Origin of the sequence: Levilactobacillus mulengensis, from assembly GCF_003946045.1 — a bacterium.
Lineage (GTDB): Bacteria > Bacillota > Bacilli > Lactobacillales > Lactobacillaceae > Levilactobacillus > Levilactobacillus mulengensis.
The window spans coordinates 107,585-124,244 of sequence record NZ_RHNW01000001.1 but is presented as its reverse complement, the minus strand read 5'-3'; the positions used below and the strand labels follow the sequence as shown (position 1 = coordinate 124,244).

Annotated in this window: 21 protein-coding genes; 8 read left to right on the top strand and 13 right to left on the bottom strand. The window is 48.1% G+C overall.

The features are described from left to right. Window positions 1-77 precede the first annotated feature (77 nt). From EKM84_RS00565 to EKM84_RS14085, 3 genes are read left to right on the top strand one after another with little or no spacing between them, the layout of a single operon-like run. The gene (locus tag EKM84_RS00565) at window positions 78-509 is read left to right on the top strand and encodes an SRPBCC family protein (RefSeq protein ID WP_125762573.1); all 432 of its coding nucleotides are present in this window, start codon (window positions 78-80) and stop codon (window positions 507-509) included. After that, on the top strand, window positions 509-1,465 hold the full coding sequence (locus EKM84_RS00560) for a zinc-binding dehydrogenase (protein ID WP_125762571.1): 957 nt from the start codon (window positions 509-511) through the stop codon (window positions 1,463-1,465). The genes EKM84_RS00565 and EKM84_RS00560 overlap by 1 nt, the downstream gene beginning before the upstream one ends. Continuing rightward, window positions 1,443-1,598 carry a hypothetical protein gene (locus tag EKM84_RS14085; RefSeq protein WP_164511259.1) on the top strand — a complete coding sequence of 52 codons (156 nt, stop codon included), beginning with the start codon at window positions 1,443-1,445 and terminating at the stop codon, window positions 1,596-1,598. Before EKM84_RS00560 ends, EKM84_RS14085 begins: the two co-directional genes overlap by 23 nt. Window positions 1,599-1,661: 63 nt before the next feature. Here the strand turns inward: EKM84_RS14085 and EKM84_RS00555 are convergent, their stop codons facing one another. Further along, window positions 1,662-2,159 (bottom strand): cysteine hydrolase family protein, encoded by a 498-nt coding sequence (locus EKM84_RS00555; RefSeq protein WP_125762569.1) that lies wholly within the window; start codon window positions 2,157-2,159, stop codon window positions 1,662-1,664. A gap of 244 nt (window positions 2,160-2,403) precedes the next feature. On the opposite strand from EKM84_RS00555, the gene EKM84_RS00550 reads away from it, so the two are divergent. Beyond that, the gene (locus EKM84_RS00550) at window positions 2,404-2,682 is read left to right on the top strand and encodes a type II toxin-antitoxin system RelB/DinJ family antitoxin (RefSeq protein ID WP_125762567.1); all 279 of its coding nucleotides are present in this window, start codon (window positions 2,404-2,406) and stop codon (window positions 2,680-2,682) included. A gap of 29 nt (window positions 2,683-2,711) precedes the next feature. On the opposite strand, the gene EKM84_RS00545 is transcribed toward EKM84_RS00550, so the two are convergent. The 3 genes from EKM84_RS00545 to EKM84_RS14385 form a co-directional block, all read right to left on the bottom strand. Continuing rightward, window positions 2,712-3,362, bottom strand: a complete 651-nt coding sequence (locus tag EKM84_RS00545; protein WP_125762565.1) for an endonuclease III domain-containing protein — start codon at window positions 3,360-3,362, stop codon at window positions 2,712-2,714. Window positions 3,363-3,539: 177 nt separating this feature from the next. Then, a complete protein-coding gene (locus EKM84_RS00540; RefSeq protein ID WP_125762563.1) occupies window positions 3,540-3,902 on the bottom strand; it encodes a hypothetical protein in 363 nt (120 codons plus the stop codon). Between the two features lie 214 nt (window positions 3,903-4,116). Then, window positions 4,117-4,242 carry a hypothetical protein gene (locus EKM84_RS14385; RefSeq protein ID WP_263853617.1) on the bottom strand — a complete coding sequence of 42 codons (126 nt, stop codon included), beginning with the start codon at window positions 4,240-4,242 and terminating at the stop codon, window positions 4,117-4,119. Window positions 4,243-4,443: 201 nt separating this feature from the next. On the opposite strand from EKM84_RS14385, the gene EKM84_RS00535 reads away from it, so the two are divergent. Then, window positions 4,444-5,151: a hypothetical protein gene (locus EKM84_RS00535; protein ID WP_125762561.1), complete on the top strand. Its 708-nt coding sequence runs from the start codon at window positions 4,444-4,446 to the stop codon at window positions 5,149-5,151. Window positions 5,152-5,591: 440 nt separating this feature from the next. Here EKM84_RS00535 and EKM84_RS00530 read toward each other — a convergent pair whose 3' ends face one another. The 6 genes from EKM84_RS00530 to EKM84_RS00505 all read right to left on the bottom strand — a co-directional run bounded on the left by EKM84_RS00530 (window position 5,592) and on the right by EKM84_RS00505 (window position 10,950). Continuing rightward, a complete protein-coding gene (locus EKM84_RS00530; protein ID WP_125762559.1) occupies window positions 5,592-7,115 on the bottom strand; it encodes an endonuclease MutS2 in 1,524 nt (507 codons plus the stop codon). 291 nt (window positions 7,116-7,406) lie between these two features. Beyond that, a complete protein-coding gene (locus tag EKM84_RS00525; protein ID WP_164511258.1) occupies window positions 7,407-8,045 on the bottom strand; it encodes a hypothetical protein in 639 nt (212 codons plus the stop codon). After that, window positions 8,042-8,851: an ImmA/IrrE family metallo-endopeptidase gene (locus EKM84_RS00520; RefSeq protein ID WP_125762555.1), complete on the bottom strand. Its 810-nt coding sequence runs from the start codon at window positions 8,849-8,851 to the stop codon at window positions 8,042-8,044. The genes EKM84_RS00525 and EKM84_RS00520 overlap by 4 nt, the downstream gene beginning before the upstream one ends. Next, window positions 8,841-9,182, bottom strand: a complete 342-nt coding sequence (locus tag EKM84_RS00515) for a helix-turn-helix domain-containing protein (protein WP_125762553.1) — start codon at window positions 9,180-9,182, stop codon at window positions 8,841-8,843. Before EKM84_RS00515 ends, EKM84_RS00520 begins: the two co-directional genes overlap by 11 nt. Window positions 9,183-9,438: 256 nt before the next feature. Further along, window positions 9,439-10,308 carry a hypothetical protein gene (locus tag EKM84_RS00510; RefSeq protein ID WP_125762550.1) on the bottom strand — a complete coding sequence of 290 codons (870 nt, stop codon included), beginning with the start codon at window positions 10,306-10,308 and terminating at the stop codon, window positions 9,439-9,441. Window positions 10,309-10,392: 84 nt separating this feature from the next. Beyond that, window positions 10,393-10,950, bottom strand: coding sequence for a TetR/AcrR family transcriptional regulator (locus EKM84_RS00505; RefSeq protein WP_125762548.1), 558 nt, complete (start codon window positions 10,948-10,950; stop codon window positions 10,393-10,395). Between the two features lie 258 nt (window positions 10,951-11,208). On the opposite strand from EKM84_RS00505, the gene EKM84_RS00500 reads away from it, so the two are divergent. Continuing rightward, window positions 11,209-12,603 (top strand): YhgE/Pip family protein, encoded by a 1,395-nt coding sequence (locus EKM84_RS00500; RefSeq protein ID WP_125762546.1) that lies wholly within the window; start codon window positions 11,209-11,211, stop codon window positions 12,601-12,603. 282 nt (window positions 12,604-12,885) lie between these two features. Here EKM84_RS00500 and EKM84_RS00495 read toward each other — a convergent pair whose 3' ends face one another. Continuing rightward, window positions 12,886-14,139 carry an RNA-guided endonuclease InsQ/TnpB family protein gene (locus tag EKM84_RS00495; RefSeq protein WP_125762544.1) on the bottom strand — a complete coding sequence of 418 codons (1,254 nt, stop codon included), beginning with the start codon at window positions 14,137-14,139 and terminating at the stop codon, window positions 12,886-12,888. A 96-nt stretch (window positions 14,140-14,235) separates the two neighbouring features. Between EKM84_RS00495 and tnpA the strand changes: the two genes are divergently transcribed. Together tnpA and EKM84_RS00485 are read left to right on the top strand one after the other, a co-directional pair. Further along, a complete protein-coding gene (gene tnpA / locus EKM84_RS00490) occupies window positions 14,236-14,655 on the top strand; it encodes an IS200/IS605 family transposase (RefSeq protein ID WP_125762542.1) in 420 nt (139 codons plus the stop codon). Between the two features lie 150 nt (window positions 14,656-14,805). Then, complete coding sequence (locus tag EKM84_RS00485) at window positions 14,806-15,318, top strand: VanZ family protein (RefSeq protein WP_125762540.1); 513 nt, start codon at window positions 14,806-14,808, stop codon at window positions 15,316-15,318. Between the two features lie 80 nt (window positions 15,319-15,398). Here EKM84_RS00485 and EKM84_RS00480 read toward each other — a convergent pair whose 3' ends face one another. Further along, the gene (locus EKM84_RS00480; RefSeq protein WP_125762538.1) at window positions 15,399-15,839 is read right to left on the bottom strand and encodes a GtrA family protein; all 441 of its coding nucleotides are present in this window, start codon (window positions 15,837-15,839) and stop codon (window positions 15,399-15,401) included. A 285-nt stretch (window positions 15,840-16,124) separates the two neighbouring features. Next, entirely contained in the window at window positions 16,125-16,649 is a 525-nt protein-coding gene (locus tag EKM84_RS00475) for a folate family ECF transporter S component (RefSeq protein WP_225418113.1), read from the bottom strand. Window positions 16,650-16,660 lie beyond the last annotated feature (11 nt).

Sequence of the window (16,660 nt, the reverse complement as noted above, 5' to 3'; positions counted from 1 at the left end):
ACTATCAGTATTCTGATTTTTAACTGGCGGATAAAACGTTTAAAGTAAGGCCATCCAATCAAAGGAGGCCTTTTTCAATGTCAGAAAACTTATTTCAAAACGTCATCAGTACCCATGCTCGGCCCGACCGTCTACGCACAATTCTCGTCCACCCGGAAAACTTACCCCTGTGGGATGAGGAGATCACCCAAGTCGTTCCCACGACCACGGGTAACTTTCAGCTCACCCGTCGACTGCCCGCTCTCAATGAACATGAAGACCTAGCCGTCACGACAACTGCCGACCAAATTGTCTATCACAGTCAGGGCGGCCGATTGGCCTATGACCTCGTCTTCAGCCTAGCCACAGAAGCGACGCACACCATCCTCACCGAGGAACTCCGCGTCACCAGCACCGGTGGCCTGCCACTACCCTTGCGCTTGTTGGCACCCATTGCCCAACAGGCCTTTGCTCAGAAACTGCATCATCTAACTGCTCTCGCCGAATCCTCTCGGGAGGTGCTCAGTTAATGCAAGCTATCGTGCAAGACTCCTACAACGGCATCGACGCGTTGACCTTCGTGACGATGCCTACGCCAAAATTGCTGAATCCGCTCGCTGTCAGAGTCGAGACCCACTACACCCCGGTCATGCCCTACGACGTACTCACCGAAACCGGTCAATTGAAGCAACGACGACCGGCCAAACTGCCCATCGTGGTGGGCTACGGCTTCGGCGGGATTGTCCGTGAGGTTGGTCAGTTACGAAACGCCCGCTTACGTAACCAACCCGTGATTGGCATCCAACTGACGGGAAGTCACCAGGAACAACTGCTCTCAACGTTACCGCCACTTCTGCTTCCGGTCCCTCAGGGCGTATCCCTGGCCGCTGCCACGACCGTGATTGGCGGTGCCGACGCCGCTTACTTCGCCTTGAAAAAGTCCCAGTTGACCGCGGGTGAAACGGTGCTCATCACCGGCGCCACCGGGAGTGTCGGCACCTACCTGGTCCAGTTGGCCCGGTTGGCAGGCTGTCACGTCATTGCCGTGGGACATTCCAGCCGTCACTCGTTACTAATTGATTTGGGTGCCGAACAAGTACTGGACTACGACCGACCACTAGAAGAACAACTGACAACGACTAATGTCGACCAACTCATTGATTTAGCCGGCAATGCGTCCTTACTAGCTCATTTAAGCGCTCGACTGGGACCGGTAAATATCTTGTCACTTGCGTTACCGGATTATCAGCCAGCTTTTCCGGAACAATCATTTACCTTCGCCAGTGGCGCCATCATGCCCGGCGACTACCGGTGGTTACTCGACCAGCTAGCCACGGGAACCCTCACCGCCGTGATTCAAGAACGGCTGCCGTTTACCGCCGTCAAGACCGCCCAGCATCGTCTGATGACGGCGCACTCGGCTGGTCGCATTCTCTTAACCTATCAACAGGAGGCTAATAACTATGTTCATGAACCTAACGATTGATTGGCCCCACCTATTGCCGCAACTCTTAACGCTCTGGCTGATTGGCTGGGGCATTCGGGCCCTCCTGATTGGCTGTATTCTTGGGGGGCTTACTGTGGCTCTTCAAGCGCTCTCACTAAAAATTTCTGCATAAAAAGACGCCTCGACTGATAAAATTCAGCTCAAGGCGCCTTTGAAATGACATTAAATTATGTGATTACGCTTCTCGCATCGTGACAAAGCGCTTATCCCAAATGCCCTCAAAGAAGGCAATGGTTTGTTCAGCCGTCATGAATGGGTTGTCCACGGTCGTTGTTAACCCCCGCGTCATTTCCAAGTCATACCCGATACCATGAGCCACCTTAACCGTGGTGTCGACACAGTACTCCGTTTGGGCCCCACAAATTTCCAAGGATTCTGCGGCAAATCCGGTTAGAACGCGCCGTAAGTTGGTGTGGTAAAAGGCATTGGCGTGCGTCTTGCTTACAACGGGATCCGTGTCCCGGTAAGCCAACTCGGGAATGAATTCCCAATCGTGTGTACCCTTGACCAGGTCTGCGTCCGTGTGTTGGACGAAGACGATGGGCTTTTTCGTTTGCCGGTACGCCGCAATTCGTGCGTTAACACCCGCGATAACTTGGGGCAAGTTCACAGCGGTTTCGTCGCCGTAACAAACACCATTTTGAAGATCTATGACTAATAAGACATCTGCCATGTTGATGGCCTCCTTCAGGGATCTTTTGCTCACTGTCTATCATAGCGTATTCGACCCCGCAAGTCTCTAAAAATTTATACAGGCAACAGAAATATTATTCATAACAATTAAATCAACAAATTGCCCACAGCCTAGACCATCAATCCCAAGATGCCAATGAATTTCTAAAGAGGTGATTATTCTAAGCTATCTCCATACACTAACATCTTGCACCGTGTACGATGATGATTGGAGGTGTTTTTCTATGCACACTAAGGCAAATGATCAGATTAACTTTCGAATCAGCCCGGTTATTAAGTTAAGGGCGCAAAATGTCCTTGCTAAAAATGGTCTAACAATCAGCGAATATACGCGAATGGTTCTTACTCATATCGCAGAACATGGCCTATCCACGCAGTTTGCCCAGCCCACTGATGAAGTCATTGAATCCATTCTAGAAATGGCAGATGTTATCAGTGGCAACAAGCACCCAGAGAATATAGTTACGAGTCGCCAGGCACTTAATCGGATGTTAAACGGGTAGCCCTAATTTCAGGATGGGGCTTACTAACTTTAGACCTCAGCCTCATTTTCCTCATTCAACTTATCACAGTCAATAATCAACTGGCAAACTTCCTTGTCCGGTGTCAGCTTCATGGAATATTTCCGGCCAAACTCAATCATGGTGTGGTGGGCGCGGTGTAACTCTTCTGGTTGGAGCACGCTCACAATTTTATTTTCGACCTGTAGGGGGGATGCCGACTGGTCCACAAAATGCAGCCGCTTGGAGATGGCCGAAACGTGGGTATCCACCGCAAAGGTTGGCTGGTCAAAGACGTCGCTCAAGACCACGTTGGCCGTCTTCCGCCCCGCCCCTGGCAAGGCCATGATCCCCTTTCGGTCGGTTGGCACCACGTCGTTAAGCTCTTCGTGCACGATGCGCGCCGTCTTGATGATGTTGCGCGCCTTGTTGTGAAAGAGCCCGACACTCTTGATGATCAGCTCAACGTCGGTCACGTTGGCTGCCATTAAATCTTTGGGTTCGGGATACTTGGCAAACAGCGTGGGGGTGACCTTATTCACCGACACATCGGTCGCCTGCGCACTCAGAATCACTGAGACTAAATATTGAAAGGGTGTCCGCGAGTCCAGGGATGGCCCAACTGGTCCCATTTCTTCTTCCATTTGGTGAATGGCCCACACAATCTGTTTGTCCGTTAACATACGACTCCCTCGATTTCTTCAACGTATTTGGTGTTTACTTGCTGACTTAAGTTTACCGCAAAACGAAGGCCTAGCCGACTAATTCGATGGAAAACTAGCGGTGCGCTAATGCGCATAAAAATTGACCTCGAAAATCGTTAAATTTCCAAGGCCAATTCTTTTTTTCGATGCAGTCACTCACTGAATAATTTCGACCTGCAAAAATTTGATTTTACCATCTTGATCAAACTCATAGTTATCAAATCCGTGATAGGCAAACAGCTCACCACTACGCTTACGGCCCGCGACGACCCATTCCGCCTTATAAACACTATCATCCATCACAACATGACAAAGATGATGTAGTTCTCGATTGTCTTGAAAGAAATGCGTAAAGAAACTCGTGACTTTTGCTGGCGTGTTGGCGACAAATCCATTGGCTCCCTTAACAACAGCAACTGAAGAGAATAAGTCAATGATGTCTTTTAATGCCTGCTCATTACTAGAAGCCAAGTCGGACAATTCAAAGTAACGTTCGATAATTCCAGTTTTCTGATCCATATAGGCACCCTCCCTCTACTGATTGCCTAGTCTAGGCGGAATCAACGAGAAGTAAAGACATTCAGACGTGCCAGTTACTTTTGTGAATTTACCAGTGCCATGCTGAGAATAATTGGTAATAGCGACGTTCAGTTTTTCAAGTCACCGTCCTCGTAGACTAATTTCCACAGTAAAAGACGGCAACCACAACCGGTTACCGCCTTTTACTGTGGATTTACTTAGCTTCCTTAGCGGCAAGTCGCTGCCGGGTGTCGGCCAAGATAGCTGGGGACAAGCCCAACCGCTCGGCCAGCCAGACGGCCTTCGTTAAAATGAACGATGGGAAAAAGTTGTTATTCACTTCAATTATGATCCACGCAAAAATTCACTCAGTTAGAGAAATGTTCACAAAAAAATCACAAAAAGTTCAATTAATTAGCAAAAACCATTGAATTATCAAGATCTTAAGTCTATAATTTAGATTCGTTCCGGGGGAAAAACAATTTTAGTATTAATTTAGTGCGCACGAAATAATATATATTGTTATTCAGAGGACAAATACATGCAACACGGGGATAAAATTTATTATGAACACTTTAATCAAAGGAACATCTATTGCATTATATCCACTGTACTTTTAAGTATGGTTGGGGTAACTGCAATTGGAAGTGTAACTCAGGCCCATGCAAGTAGCGTAACAACATCCACTAGTACTACCGCTCCAACTGCTTCAACTGACTCAGGGAATCTTAACGACCTAATCAATCAATTATGGCCAGATCGGACAAGTGATACGAATTCAGATAACAATGCTCAAGGCGATGGTCAAATTGATGTTAGTCAATTGACACCTGAACAGACTCAAAAAATGCAACAAATGATTGCGGACCACACTATTGTTAAGCATAACGGAAATGATACTGACATTACAATTATGGACTCATCTATTGCTGGAGCCTATGACGCTGCACTTAATAATCGGGCATTTTCCGAAAATCGCAGTTATAGTGGTAAAATTCATGTTAACTTCCATGGCGCAATTAAACATGGGAATATGGATATTTACATTGGAAAAACAGTGTTAACAGCAATGCATGCTGGATGGGGAGCAGCCGATTTAGTGAAAATCATTGTGGAAGCTGCCGGTGAAAATTATGTCGGTGCTGTAAAGAGCATGGTTGGTGCTATTTCTCAAACAGTCAAAGCTGGGAATACTAAGACTGGCATTCACTTCGTTGTGCGTCACTGGACTAGCATCCACAAAAAATAATATAGATTCTTGGAAAGGAGTACAATTCAATGAATAAGCTATTTAATCGTTATGTTAGAGGCCAAGCTAAGACAAATAAGTTGTTTAAAAATTACTCCAAATTTTTTAGAGTTTTGTTTGTGTTGTCTGGACCCGTTATAACACTTCAAATTGTTTTATTCTTTCTCCCAGAATCTCTTATATTTGATGTTCTATGTACCAGTTATTTGATACTAACCTTTGTGACATTTCTCGTAGAAACTGTTATTCATAGTCTTAAATATCTCAAAAATAATAAATGATTCTGAGCTATTTGGAATAAGTTTCTAAGCAATAAAATTGGCTGGCATATTCTCGGTATTTTACCGAGAGCATGCCAGCCAATTTTGTTTTAATATGATGGTAATTGTAATAATTCAAATGTTCTACCATTGTTTTCGCAAACTCTTTTTAGCGTAAATTTACTTAGCTTCCTTAGTTGCGAGTCGTTGCCGGGTATCGGCCAAGATGGCTGGGGACAAACCCAACCGCTCGGCTAGCCACACGGCCTCACTAGCCCCCACCTGGTTAAGCAACAGGTGATACGTGGGCTCCAGCGTTTTTGGATCAAAGGCCATGGTGGCCGTCATAAACGTCGGGCAGTCCACCGCGTACTCCTTGATGGCACTGAAGTGGGTCGTCGCAATAATCGTTGCCTTTTTCTGGCGAAGATACTCAATGATAGAAATACTCAGGGCAGACCCCTCTTCCGGATCGGTCCCACTCCCAATTTCATCGAGCAAGACTAAGGCATTGTCCTGAATGTGATCGGTCATGTCGACCAGCGTCGTCATCTCGGCGGCAAAGGTACTGAGCTGCGCCGTGATGCTTTGGTTATCACCAATATCGACCCAGAACTGGCTGAAGACGGGCATCTGCGTCCCGGCGTCAACCGGCAATTCTAAGCCAAACTGAATCATTAAGGCAAATAACGCAATCGTCTTCAAAACGACCGTCTTGCCCCCGGAGTTGGCACCGGTGATCATCAGACCCTGTTGCGGCGTCAATTCAATATCGAGGGGCACCGCATGTTTTAACAAAGGATGGCGACCGGCGACAATCTTCACGTGCTGATCCGTATTGAGCGCGGGCAACTGACTGCCGGTTTCCAAACCGTACTGGCCCCGCGCCATGATTTGATCAAACCGACTGAGGAGCGTTTGGTTCTCGGTCAGGGCGTCCCAGTTATCCAAGACATCTCCCGTTAAGGTCACCAGTAATTGATACACCTCGGCGCTCTCGTCCGCAATCACCCCCGCGAGGACGGCACCCTTCTTCGCCACCGTTGCCGGTTCAAAGAAGACCGTTGAGCCGGTCGAGGATTGGTCAATGATTTGGCCCTTAAACTTATTCTTCTCGCCAGCCTTCAACTGGACACAAACCCGGTCATTCCGAGTGATCAGGCGTTTGCTTTGGACGGAATGGGGATGCTTCTGGACAAACTGCGTCAGTGCCGTCTGCACCTGTTGCCGTTGCTTAACGATTTTTTGGCGAATCTCAGCTAACTCCGGCGTGGCATCATCCGCCACCTGGCCATGCACAATGACGTGTTCCAAGCGTTGTTGGAGCCCGGTGAGCTGCGTCGAGGATGCCAATAGTTCCGTTAACTGGGTGGCCTGTTGCTGGTTAGCCTGCAGGGTCGTTTTTAAGCGCCGTAGGTTAATCAAAAAGTGATTGACGAGGTCCAACTGTGGCGCGTTTAACATCAGCCCTTGATCCAGCTTCGTCTGTAGCGCATCCATCTGGTCCAAGTCAAAGTAGGTAAAGACCACGTTATTGGCCAATAACTGGTGGGCTTCCGCCGTCAGCGCCAGTTCTTTGCGGACGCTAGCGATGTCGGTCTGATTGGTTGCGGTTTGAATGGCCGTGGCCGCCCGCGTACTGTGGGTAAAGGACGCCACCTTTGCTAAAATTTGATCTAATTGGGTAATTTCTTTTAAATTCATTTTCTCTCCTTGCAGCGAACAGCATGGCAGAACGCTTCATAGGTTCCTTGAATTGTTGGTCGTGCTGCTGGCTAATCTGTGTATGCGTTCTTGCCGGACATGTCACGGCAGACTACCACACTCATTAGCGTCACTCCTCATTTTTCCGTAGACTTTAACCGTAACATACGGGATGGCTTTGAGCAAACTCAGGGTCTTCACGAAAAGGTGCCCATCCTCTCAATTATCTCTGAGAAGATGGACACCTTTCACTATAAGTTTCCCATTGCACCGATTTTCCGAAAGGCCGTCTTAACTTTTCTCGAAAGCCATGTACGCTCTAAAACGGGTGTCTAATGCTGCCAGCTTGTGTGCACGAACAGTTGCATCTTCAAACAAGGTTTTGTAGAAGTGTCGGGCCTTGGTTTTCGCAATACCCGCCTCGACCACACAGTAAAAACAAAAGTCTTCAGCCGAGTCTTGGGCAATCAGATGTTGCGCCCCATCCACATCAATGTAAGAATATTGCTCTTGTCTAACAACCGTTTGAATATCCGCGTCATCGCTACAAATAAGCTGAGCGTCCTCGAGTAAGCAAACGGCTAACGTGGCAATTTCACCAATATCAGCGGTATTCTTCGCCCGTTTTCCTTGAGCCGCACGCTTTAAGTTCATTTGGCGAAAAGCATTTTTAATTTCAGCCACATAACTGGCGTAAATAACCTTTTCGTTTGCGGTTAGCTTGCTGGTGTCAAAGATCTGCCAATTACGCTGCCGTATTTCACGTTCCACAATTGCTCGACCTTGTAATAACTCTGCTAGCACATCCATGTGGATCCAGACGTTGCCGTACAGTAACTCAATCCATTCAAAAACATTTTCCTTGTGGTACTGCATAGCAAAGATCAACATATTCGTGTCGAGAAAGACACGTGCTTCTCGTCTATTCACACATTGCCCTCACTGAGTCGGTCAACTTGTTCTTGCCGTCTATTCAAAAGGTCAACCGCCAACTGAGGTTCAGTATGTGCCGCTAAGCTCGCAGCTTCCGTCAAGGTGATTTGCTGTTTCGCCACTAACTGGTTAATGAGTTCAGCCATTCCAGCAAATTTTTTAAAATGGACAGCCTGATCTAAGGAACTGGGTGGAAAATTTGAGTGGCAGACGTAATCACGCCAGTCACTTTCCGACAATTTCACTAAGCTTTTACTTAAGAGGAGTCCTAACTCTTTCAACCGCCGAGTGACCGCCACATAAGGCATTGATGAAATGTTTGCGATACGCACAATAGCGGCTTGAGCAACTTGTTTATCCGTTGATGGTTGTAACCCCACATATTTTGACCAGGTTGCCAGCATGGCTTCCTTAGGCATCATCACTGCAGCAGCAAAATGATCCGCTGCACGTTCCATATCAAATAAGGGTAATTGGACCTGTGCCATAATTTTTTTGTTCTCAGGACCAAAGAGTTCTGCTTTCAGGGCCAAGTGCCATAGTTCATGAGCCGCACTATAATACCGTGCACGTAGTGGCTGCCAAGTATTTAAGACAACAAAATTTTGTTGACGAAACGAAATTGCCGCACCAGAGTATTCTGAATCGTCAACGTCCTGATAAATTACCTGGGCTCTAGCTGATAGGACACTTTCAATATCGGCACCCATGAAGATATCTAGACCAAAGTTCTCCGTAAGAAACGCATTGGCCGCAATCTCGGCAATGTTTTCAGAAAACACGGTCCTAACATCATCTGCCATTAGCACTCTCCTCTAATTCCACGTAACGTTCAATGTCCCAAAGTAACTGATCAAAAGCTTGCTTCGAACCTTCATTTGACAACGATCCGCGCAACTGAAAGCTAGGTACCTGCAAGGTTTGTTCTGCCTGGCTCATGGTCAGCTCCTCCAAAGGAACATTAATGACGCTCGCAATGTTAATGAGTTGTTTCGTCTGTAGCTTGCGCTTACCACTAAAAATTTGACTCATTAATCCTGGGGTAACGGCAATTTGCTCGGCCAACCACTTCTGTGACCGGTTATTAGCCTTTAGCCAGCCTTGAACATTATTAATCACGACAGCGTTATTCATTTGACTTCCTCCGTAAATGTCTTCTAACAGTTAGATTCATTTTATCAGATTTGTAAATATTAACAAGAAAAGAACCTTTTTTGTTAATATTAAATTTAAATTTCGCTCGTACTAATTGATTATTAACAAATAAGGTGGCCATCCTCTCAACAATTTCTGAGAAGATGGCCACTTTTGTTTGGTATTTAACCACCGGCGTTTCAAATGGCGGTGGTTCCTATCACGTTAATATTCAGGCTTAAGATCTTTAGCCCCACTAATCCACTTGTTGCCCAATCGCAAACGCGTAGAACTTTTCTGCATTCGGACCATTATCGATAGAAGGTTTTCCCTTAACATTCTCCTCGACGTTTAGCCCAATCTCATAGTGCTTAAGTTTTCCCAGTTTGGCAGCCGTGTAGCCGTAATCGTTGGCCAAGATCTGCTTGACCTTTTTGACCCGCTTCGTCGTGCTGACGGCGTTACTCGTTGCCAGATATTCGGTCACTTTAGTGAAATAGGTCACGTGCTGATACTTATTCGGCTTCAGCACGCTCTTCTTAACCATTGGCAGGGCCGGATCCTCGTTACCCAGTTTCTGCCCAAATTCATACGCCGCGATATTGGTTAAGTCATAGGTTAATTTCATATTGGGCAATAATTTGGCTATTGCCCGGGTGATGCCCTGAATTGGCGAAAGCTTGAGGTAGTCTTGGTAGTCCCGATTGTTCGTGAACCACCCCATTGGGACGTAGCGACTCTTCAGCCGGTCCAGCGCCAACCCCTGCGTCACATACCCCCGCCAAACGTAGCCGGCCGTCGCCTTCGGATGGGCCTTGGTTCCACCCGCAACGAGGTAATAGTAAACGGCTTTCGTTTGACCGTGCTTTAAGACCACGGTTGAGGCCCGAGAGAAGGTCGTATTCGGCCTATCCGCCAAGTAGCCGTGCCGTTTCGTGTGTTTCTTATTCCACATGGCAACTTTCTTGTTGGGATATTTTGCCCGATAAGTTGGTCGCTGAGTCGGCCACTTTTCTGAGACCACCGTGTACTTCTGCGAAGCCTGCGCCGTCTGAGCCGAAGCTAGCCCCAGTGTCACGCCGACAGTTAACCCCAGGACAATCCCGACTGCTTGTCGTAATTTCATGTGTTCCACCCCTTTGGCACCATCATATCATAGATCACTGTTTTTAAGCGCTTACACAACAAGATGGTGATCACCCTCGTAGACTCACTCGGTGACCCCCAACAACTGTTGTGGCGACAGACTTCTGGTCTGCTTGAAAAGTGTGTAAGCCTGCTCCGACGATGGCACGGGCTCCTGCCCTAACCAATTACCCACAAAATCAAGAATGCCTTGCGCCACCAATTCGCGCGCGATAGCTGGTGAAATGGGCGAGGCCGTGGCTAGACCAATGACGGTCAAAATCAGCGTCTTGACCCGCCCACGCAACTGCGAAGCCGGGCTATTTAACAGAACCACGGCCAACTGCCGCTGACGGTACAGGTAGGTAAACAGCTTCCCAAAAGCATCCGTCGTGGTTGCCCCCGTCCCTGGCTTGGGGTACCGCTGGAAGATTTCTTGGACCTGCGCCACCAGGTCATTTTCCAAATGAGTTAACAAGTCGTACTTGTCTAAGTAGTGGAGGTAGAAAGTCCCCCGATTAATGTGCGCCGTCTGACTCAACTGCTGAACGGTCAGCCGATCAAACCCAACTGTCGTCACCAACTGGATAAAGGCCCGCTGAATTTTGACCTCCGTGACCAATCTTTTCGCATCCGTTTCCATGATGCACCTCCCTGAACAGATTGTTTAGTCGGCTCCCATTAAAAAACTTTTGAACGTCACAGTCAATCAACATCACCGGCCACAGTGTCGCTGGTTAAGTCAGCTGATTTGATAAGGTTTCGCAAAGAAACGACAGTCACCCGCTGGTCTGAGCAACTCAACAATTGGTACCAAGATGTTGATTGTCTGAACATTTTCGTGCTGTTATGCTAGCCCCGTTCAATCAACAAGCTGTTAATTTGAAAGGAGCGGTTGCTCATGCTCAAAGCCGAATGGACCTACCTACGCCAACACAAAATGATGTTGGTCGTCTTGTTAATGATTGCGTTGATTCCCGCAATTTACTGTTACTTTTACCTCTCCTCTATGTGGAACACGTACGGCCACTCAGCTGATATCCCGGTTGCCGTGGTCAATCACGACCAGTCCGTTACCGATCAGGGACACCGCGTCGCTATTGGCCGGCAGCTGACCCGTAACTTGGACAAGTCCACAGCGTTAGACTTTCACCACCTGAGCGCTACCACGGCGCACCACCGGCTCAAGGCGGGCAAACTTTACCTGGTCATCACGATTCCTGCCAACTTTTCCCACAACTCGACGACGCTTCTGACCGACGCGCCCCAGCAACTCCAGCTACACTATGACCTGAACTCAGGCACCAACTTCATCGTCTCAAAAATGACGACCGGCGCGGCCAATGCCATCACGGCGACCGTCAGCCGTAACGTCACGGAACTAGAGACTCAGGTGTTGTTGCAGGCACTCCATGGTGCCGCTGCCGGAATGACGCGGGCAGCAGCCGGGAGTCAGCAGCTCACTAGCGGCACCGAGCGCCTGCAAGCAGGCAACCGTTCCCTGCAAGTCGCCACACAAACGGTCAAGCAACCCGCCCTGATTGCTGGCTTAACCGCCACGCAACAAGGCCTGACGCAACTTCACACCGGCAGTCAATCGCTAGGAACCAGCTTGGCTGTTGGAGGTCAACGGCTGGCGACCCTGGCAACCCGGTCCGCTAACGCTCGGGTCCTCGCTCAACCCGTAATTGCTCACAGCCATGATGTAGCGAGTGTACCCAACAACGGCACTGGTATGGCGCCATTTGCGATTGCCATCGGGCTCTACGTCGGTGGCATTGCCCTCGGTACCATGTACGACGGCCGCCGAACCTACCGTCGGCCACGTAACGCCCTCACCTGGTGGGCCAGCAAAGCCGTCATCATCGGTACGGTCGCCCTGGGGCAAAGTGGTCTGCTCTACGCGACCCTGCGCCAGGCCAACACCTTAACCGTCCAGTCCCGCCTGATGCTCTTCAGCGCCATTCTCATCGGGTCGCTGCTCTTTCTATCCCTCATTTTCTGCTTACGACTCCTACTAGGCGGCTTCGGAACCTGGCTGATTTCCATCGTCCTGGTCCTGCAGCTGGCCAGTTCCGGTGGTCTTTACCCGCTCCCCTTAGTGAGTCCGCTGGCCCAAGCCCTCAATCCCTGGTTACCGATGACCTACCTGATTCAGGTGCTACGGGCGGCCATTTCCACCAACCTCGCCTTGCCTGGGGCTTGGTGGACGATGCTGCTGATGATCATCGGGTTAAACGGCCTGATTATTGCCCGGTTCCAGTTGGATTTGAAACGAAACGTACTCGCTGATTGAATTCTAAAACGACTACCCCCACCGGTAGCCGTTTTTTAGTCCCCAGCGCTAACCACAAATTCCCGAAAGAATGTGATGTTTCTTTGACCAAGTCCTTACGATTTTCCTAAAGGACCCAAGAAACCGTCAACCACGCCCGTTTAAAAACGGACGCTTGTGAGAACCACACCCCATGGCATGGCGACCACAATTTGCTTAGATACAGCGCTAGCCTACGAATAGGACTTATCCGCTAATTACCAAAGCCTTTTAGGTCCGCAGGTTGCCAGACGGACTTTTCTCTTACAGAGTTGCTAAACCTTTGGCTAAAATATTTTTAGCCGCGTTATGATCACGAACATGAAACGTCCCACAGCTAGGACACGTCCACTCGCGGTCAGCTAACGTCAACTTATTCTTGCCGACCATGACATGTCCGCAATGGCTACAAGTTTGCGTTGTATTTCGAGGATTGATTGTCAAATATTTTCGGCCGTAAAGGTCAGCTTTGTAAGCCAACATGTCCAATAGTGTTCGCCAACCAACGTCCGATATGCTCATTGCCAAAGCGTGATTTCGCAACATATTTTTACTCCGAAGTTCTTCAGCTACAACTAAATCGTGGTTTTTGATCAAGGCCGTAGAGACGTGGTGTAAAAAGTTCTTACGTTGATTGGCAACTTTAAGCTGTAATCTAGCCACTAGTAGACGTTGTTTTTGATAATTCTTCGATTCCGATAACCGTCGTTGGCTCTTTTTAGCTCGTCTGGCTCGCCGTGACAGTTTCCGTTGAGCTTTAGCCAGCTTTCCTTTAATCATTCGGTAATAACACGGATTATCAATCACCTGTCCATTGGAGTCCGTCAAAAAATTATCGAGATTCAAATCGATGCCGACTCTAGTTCCGATTGCGGGTTGCTTAGCAATGAAGGGGTGTCCTGACCCAATCTGCATGGACACAAAGTAATGACCTACAGCGTCCATTGAGACTGTTGTCGTCCCAATTCTAATGTCATTAGCTCGTTCTAAGATTTTTAATGGAAGTCCCTTGAATCGGAGACGTCCCAGCTTGGGTAATTGTAGGTGACGATTGTCAGTTAGTCTAACGCTACCATTCTTCATAGTTGGGGTTGTCACCTTGGCACTGTAAAGGCATGATGTTTGGTAAGTTTGCGTATAGCCGCGTTTATGAAACTTAGGGGTTCCCGACTGATGAACCTGGTGGAATAGCTTCCAGGCAGTCTTATAATTCTTGATAGCGTTGGCTTTCATCAGGCTATCAAAGTCCGGATGATTGAGCCAGCCGTGGATATTGGAGATAGCAGTTGACGGCTTTTTCAGTCGTTCAGTCAAATCAGCAATCCGCTTCAAAACAAGCGTGATTGGTGTTTTAACTTTCTTCAGCCAGAATAGATCATTGCTCATCCCGTTCATTTCGTTATAAATGAAGCGACTAGCATCACTGTTACGTTTGATCAGCCGTTTCTGTTCGGTTGAAGGAAAGACCCGGACCTTAACCCCATAATGATAAGGTAATTGTGCCATTGTTGTCGTCATAAGCTGCCACCTCCTTTTGCTTGATAGTAAGCATATCATATGAGTATACTGTATCCATAGTAAGTTGTCTTATAATAATATTTATGGAGGTAACATATGAGTAAAAGTAACGTCGGAGCAATCCACGAACGAGGCTATGTTTACAATTTTCATTTTCACCTGGTCTGGGTCACCAAATACCGGCACGAAGCATTTACAACACCCAAGCTGGTCGCTGAAATGACCGACATTCTAACGAAGATAGCCCGGCTAAACGAAGTGACCATTGAGCGGATGGAGGTAATGCCAGACTATATTCATTTACTACTAAGCTTTAAGCCTAAGTATGCACCAACCAATATTGTCAAAGCCTTCAAGGGCGGTTCGGCTCGTTTATTCTTTGAGCTACATCCAGAGATAAAGGCTCAAAAGTTCTGGGGTGGACATCTTTGGTCCCCTAGTTATTTCATGAGTACCCTTGGTGATATGAGCAAGACAACCGTGGAAAACTACATTGCTAATCAGCAAAAGCCATAGTGGCATTCATCCCTTGTTTGAAAGCAAGGGAATTCTGCCTAATTTTTATTAAAACTCCGGTTGAAAGTCCCCGTAACCGCGAATTCTGTTGTAGTCTAGGAACATGTTAACGGACACGACAGACACACAAAAATTCACGGAGGTGGTTCGATGCGTTGGGAACCCTTATTACTCATTATCTTAATGGCTGGACTAAGCGGCCTGCTCATCGTCGCAACCGGTGGTAAACATCGCTGGTTCGCCCTCTTAGTGCTAAGCTACTTAACGGGTTTAGCCGCCATTCTTTTCACCCCGATTTCATTTGATGGCACTGGCATCTACATCATGCCGATTGGCATCGGGCGGGTCAATCTGACCAACCTAGACGTCTTCAACCTCGGCTTCTTGGAAAATATCATCTTAACGATTCCACTGGGTCTCCTGTTGAAATGGGCGCTCCCCAAGCTGTCTCTCTTCGGCGTCGGCTTCTGCGGGCTCTTCGTTGGCAGCAGTGTCGAGACCATCCAATACGTGCTCTCCCATCACTGGCTGATCAACCGGAGTAGCGACATCAACGACGTCCTGGCCAATGCGCTAGGCATCGTCATCGGTAGCCTGGCCGTCGCCGCCTTTTACCGGCTCACGGCTAGCCACCGGCAACGCTCGGAACGGATTGCGGCTTAACTCTTTTAAAATGTGCACACAAATAAGGCACCGCTGTTATCCACGAGAGATAACAGCGGTGCCTTATTTAGCGAGTGTCCCTAATCCTGTTCGTTTACCGAAGAGGCCTTATTTTTCTTAAACACGAACCATTTACTAAAGAAGTAATTCGCCAACACAACCACCACTTGGTCGACCAACTTCGTCAGCATTTCATTTTGCTGCAGCAATGACACCCCTAGCCACATGATGGCCATGTCCATGATCAACGTCGCCCCTCTGGCTAAGAAAAACGAGACGACCTCGTTGACCAAGGCCTTGAACGTCGTGAAGTGGGAATGGAAGACCCACACCCGATTGGTCAGGTAGGCAAATAACACGGATAGGAACCAGGCCCAGACGTTACCGACCTGGTAGTTCCAGCCCCACAGGGTCGCTGTGACGTAGAAAACGACCAAATTGACCAGTGTCGTCAGGCCCCCGAAAATCAGGTACGCCAAGATATCCTGATATTTAGTATAGAGTTGTAATAGTCGTTTCACGTTGTTCGTCCTCCCTGAATTCTGCTCATCTTATCTTCTCCCGTTATAGTCGAAATCGGTTACCGGCGCAAGCACCCACCCCGATTTCATAGAAAAAGTTAAGGGTTGGGCCGGTGACCTGATTTTTTCGTTAGTGACGGGAGCTGTTTGCTAGTTGGTTTATGTAATGTTGTGGGAATGGTGGTCAGGTTTGTTGCTATAAGTTAAAGTAATTAGTTTATTACTCACACCATCACGACATTTAAAAACACCGTCCTGGCTTTAACCAAAACGGTGCTCAGATCACTATCGATTTAAACGTTCCTGAATCGTTTGAATCACGCGACTCTGCAACAACAGGTAAACTAATACAATTTGAATTGGTGTCACGATCAGTTGCTTAACCAGCCGAATCGGCAGTAAGCCCCAGAATGGCGTGTGGTACATGATGGTTACCCACAAGGTGTTCAACAAGGCGTTGACCAACAAGGAGATAATCACCGAGGCCAGAATCACCCGGGTCCATGTCACCGGCTTCTGGTAGAGAAAGACCGCGTAGATCAGCGACCCTAGGATTGCTGACACGGTGAAGCCGATAAAGAACGGCCCACCCGTCATTAGGGTTCCTACCACGTCGACGACAGCTGCCGTCATCATCCCCCACCAGGGACCAAACCATTTGGCCAACAACGCCACGATCAGAAAGGTAAAACTGACCTTGATAAAACTGTTGCCGACCGAGAACCGACTAATGACTAATTGTAAAGCCATCAGTAGTCCCATCGTTACCAAACTCAAAGTGTCCAGCTTTGGCAGCTGGGTTTTTGCCATCGTCTTCAATT

Excerpts from the sequence above, each read along its gene's own strand:
- EKM84_RS00520 (WP_125762555.1), bottom strand. The coding sequence starts at position 8,851 with ATGGCAGATGATGTTAGGACCGTGTTTTCTGAAAACATTGCCGAGATT.
- EKM84_RS00515 (WP_125762553.1), bottom strand. The coding sequence starts at position 9,182 with ATGAATAACGCTGTCGTGATTAATAATGTTCAAGGCTGGCTAAAGGCT.
- EKM84_RS00500 (WP_125762546.1), top strand. The coding sequence starts at position 11,209 with ATGCTCAAAGCCGAATGGACCTACCTACGCCAACACAAAATGATGTTG.
- EKM84_RS00540 (WP_125762563.1), bottom strand. The coding sequence starts at position 3,902 with ATGGATCAGAAAACTGGAATTATCGAACGTTACTTTGAATTGTCCGAC.
- EKM84_RS00545 (WP_125762565.1), bottom strand. The coding sequence starts at position 3,362 with ATGTTAACGGACAAACAGATTGTGTGGGCCATTCACCAAATGGAAGAA.
- EKM84_RS00535 (WP_125762561.1), top strand. The coding sequence starts at position 4,444 with ATGCAACACGGGGATAAAATTTATTATGAACACTTTAATCAAAGGAAC.
- EKM84_RS00560 (WP_125762571.1), top strand. The coding sequence starts at position 509 with ATGCAAGCTATCGTGCAAGACTCCTACAACGGCATCGACGCGTTGACC.
- EKM84_RS00475 (WP_225418113.1), bottom strand. The coding sequence starts at position 16,649 with ATGGCAAAAACCCAGCTGCCAAAGCTGGACACTTTGAGTTTGGTAACG.
- EKM84_RS00485 (WP_125762540.1), top strand. The coding sequence starts at position 14,806 with ATGCGTTGGGAACCCTTATTACTCATTATCTTAATGGCTGGACTAAGC.
- EKM84_RS00565 (WP_125762573.1), top strand. The coding sequence starts at position 78 with ATGTCAGAAAACTTATTTCAAAACGTCATCAGTACCCATGCTCGGCCC.
- EKM84_RS00530 (WP_125762559.1), bottom strand. The coding sequence starts at position 7,115 with ATGAATTTAAAAGAAATTACCCAATTAGATCAAATTTTAGCAAAGGTG.
- tnpA (WP_125762542.1), top strand. The coding sequence starts at position 14,236 with ATGAGTAAAAGTAACGTCGGAGCAATCCACGAACGAGGCTATGTTTAC.
- EKM84_RS00495 (WP_125762544.1), bottom strand. The coding sequence starts at position 14,139 with ATGACGACAACAATGGCACAATTACCTTATCATTATGGGGTTAAGGTC.
- EKM84_RS14085 (WP_164511259.1), top strand. The coding sequence starts at position 1,443 with ATGTTCATGAACCTAACGATTGATTGGCCCCACCTATTGCCGCAACTC.
- EKM84_RS00510 (WP_125762550.1), bottom strand. The coding sequence starts at position 10,308 with ATGAAATTACGACAAGCAGTCGGGATTGTCCTGGGGTTAACTGTCGGC.
- EKM84_RS00555 (WP_125762569.1), bottom strand. The coding sequence starts at position 2,159 with ATGGCAGATGTCTTATTAGTCATAGATCTTCAAAATGGTGTTTGTTAC.
- EKM84_RS00550 (WP_125762567.1), top strand. The coding sequence starts at position 2,404 with ATGCACACTAAGGCAAATGATCAGATTAACTTTCGAATCAGCCCGGTT.
- EKM84_RS00505 (WP_125762548.1), bottom strand. The coding sequence starts at position 10,950 with ATGGAAACGGATGCGAAAAGATTGGTCACGGAGGTCAAAATTCAGCGG.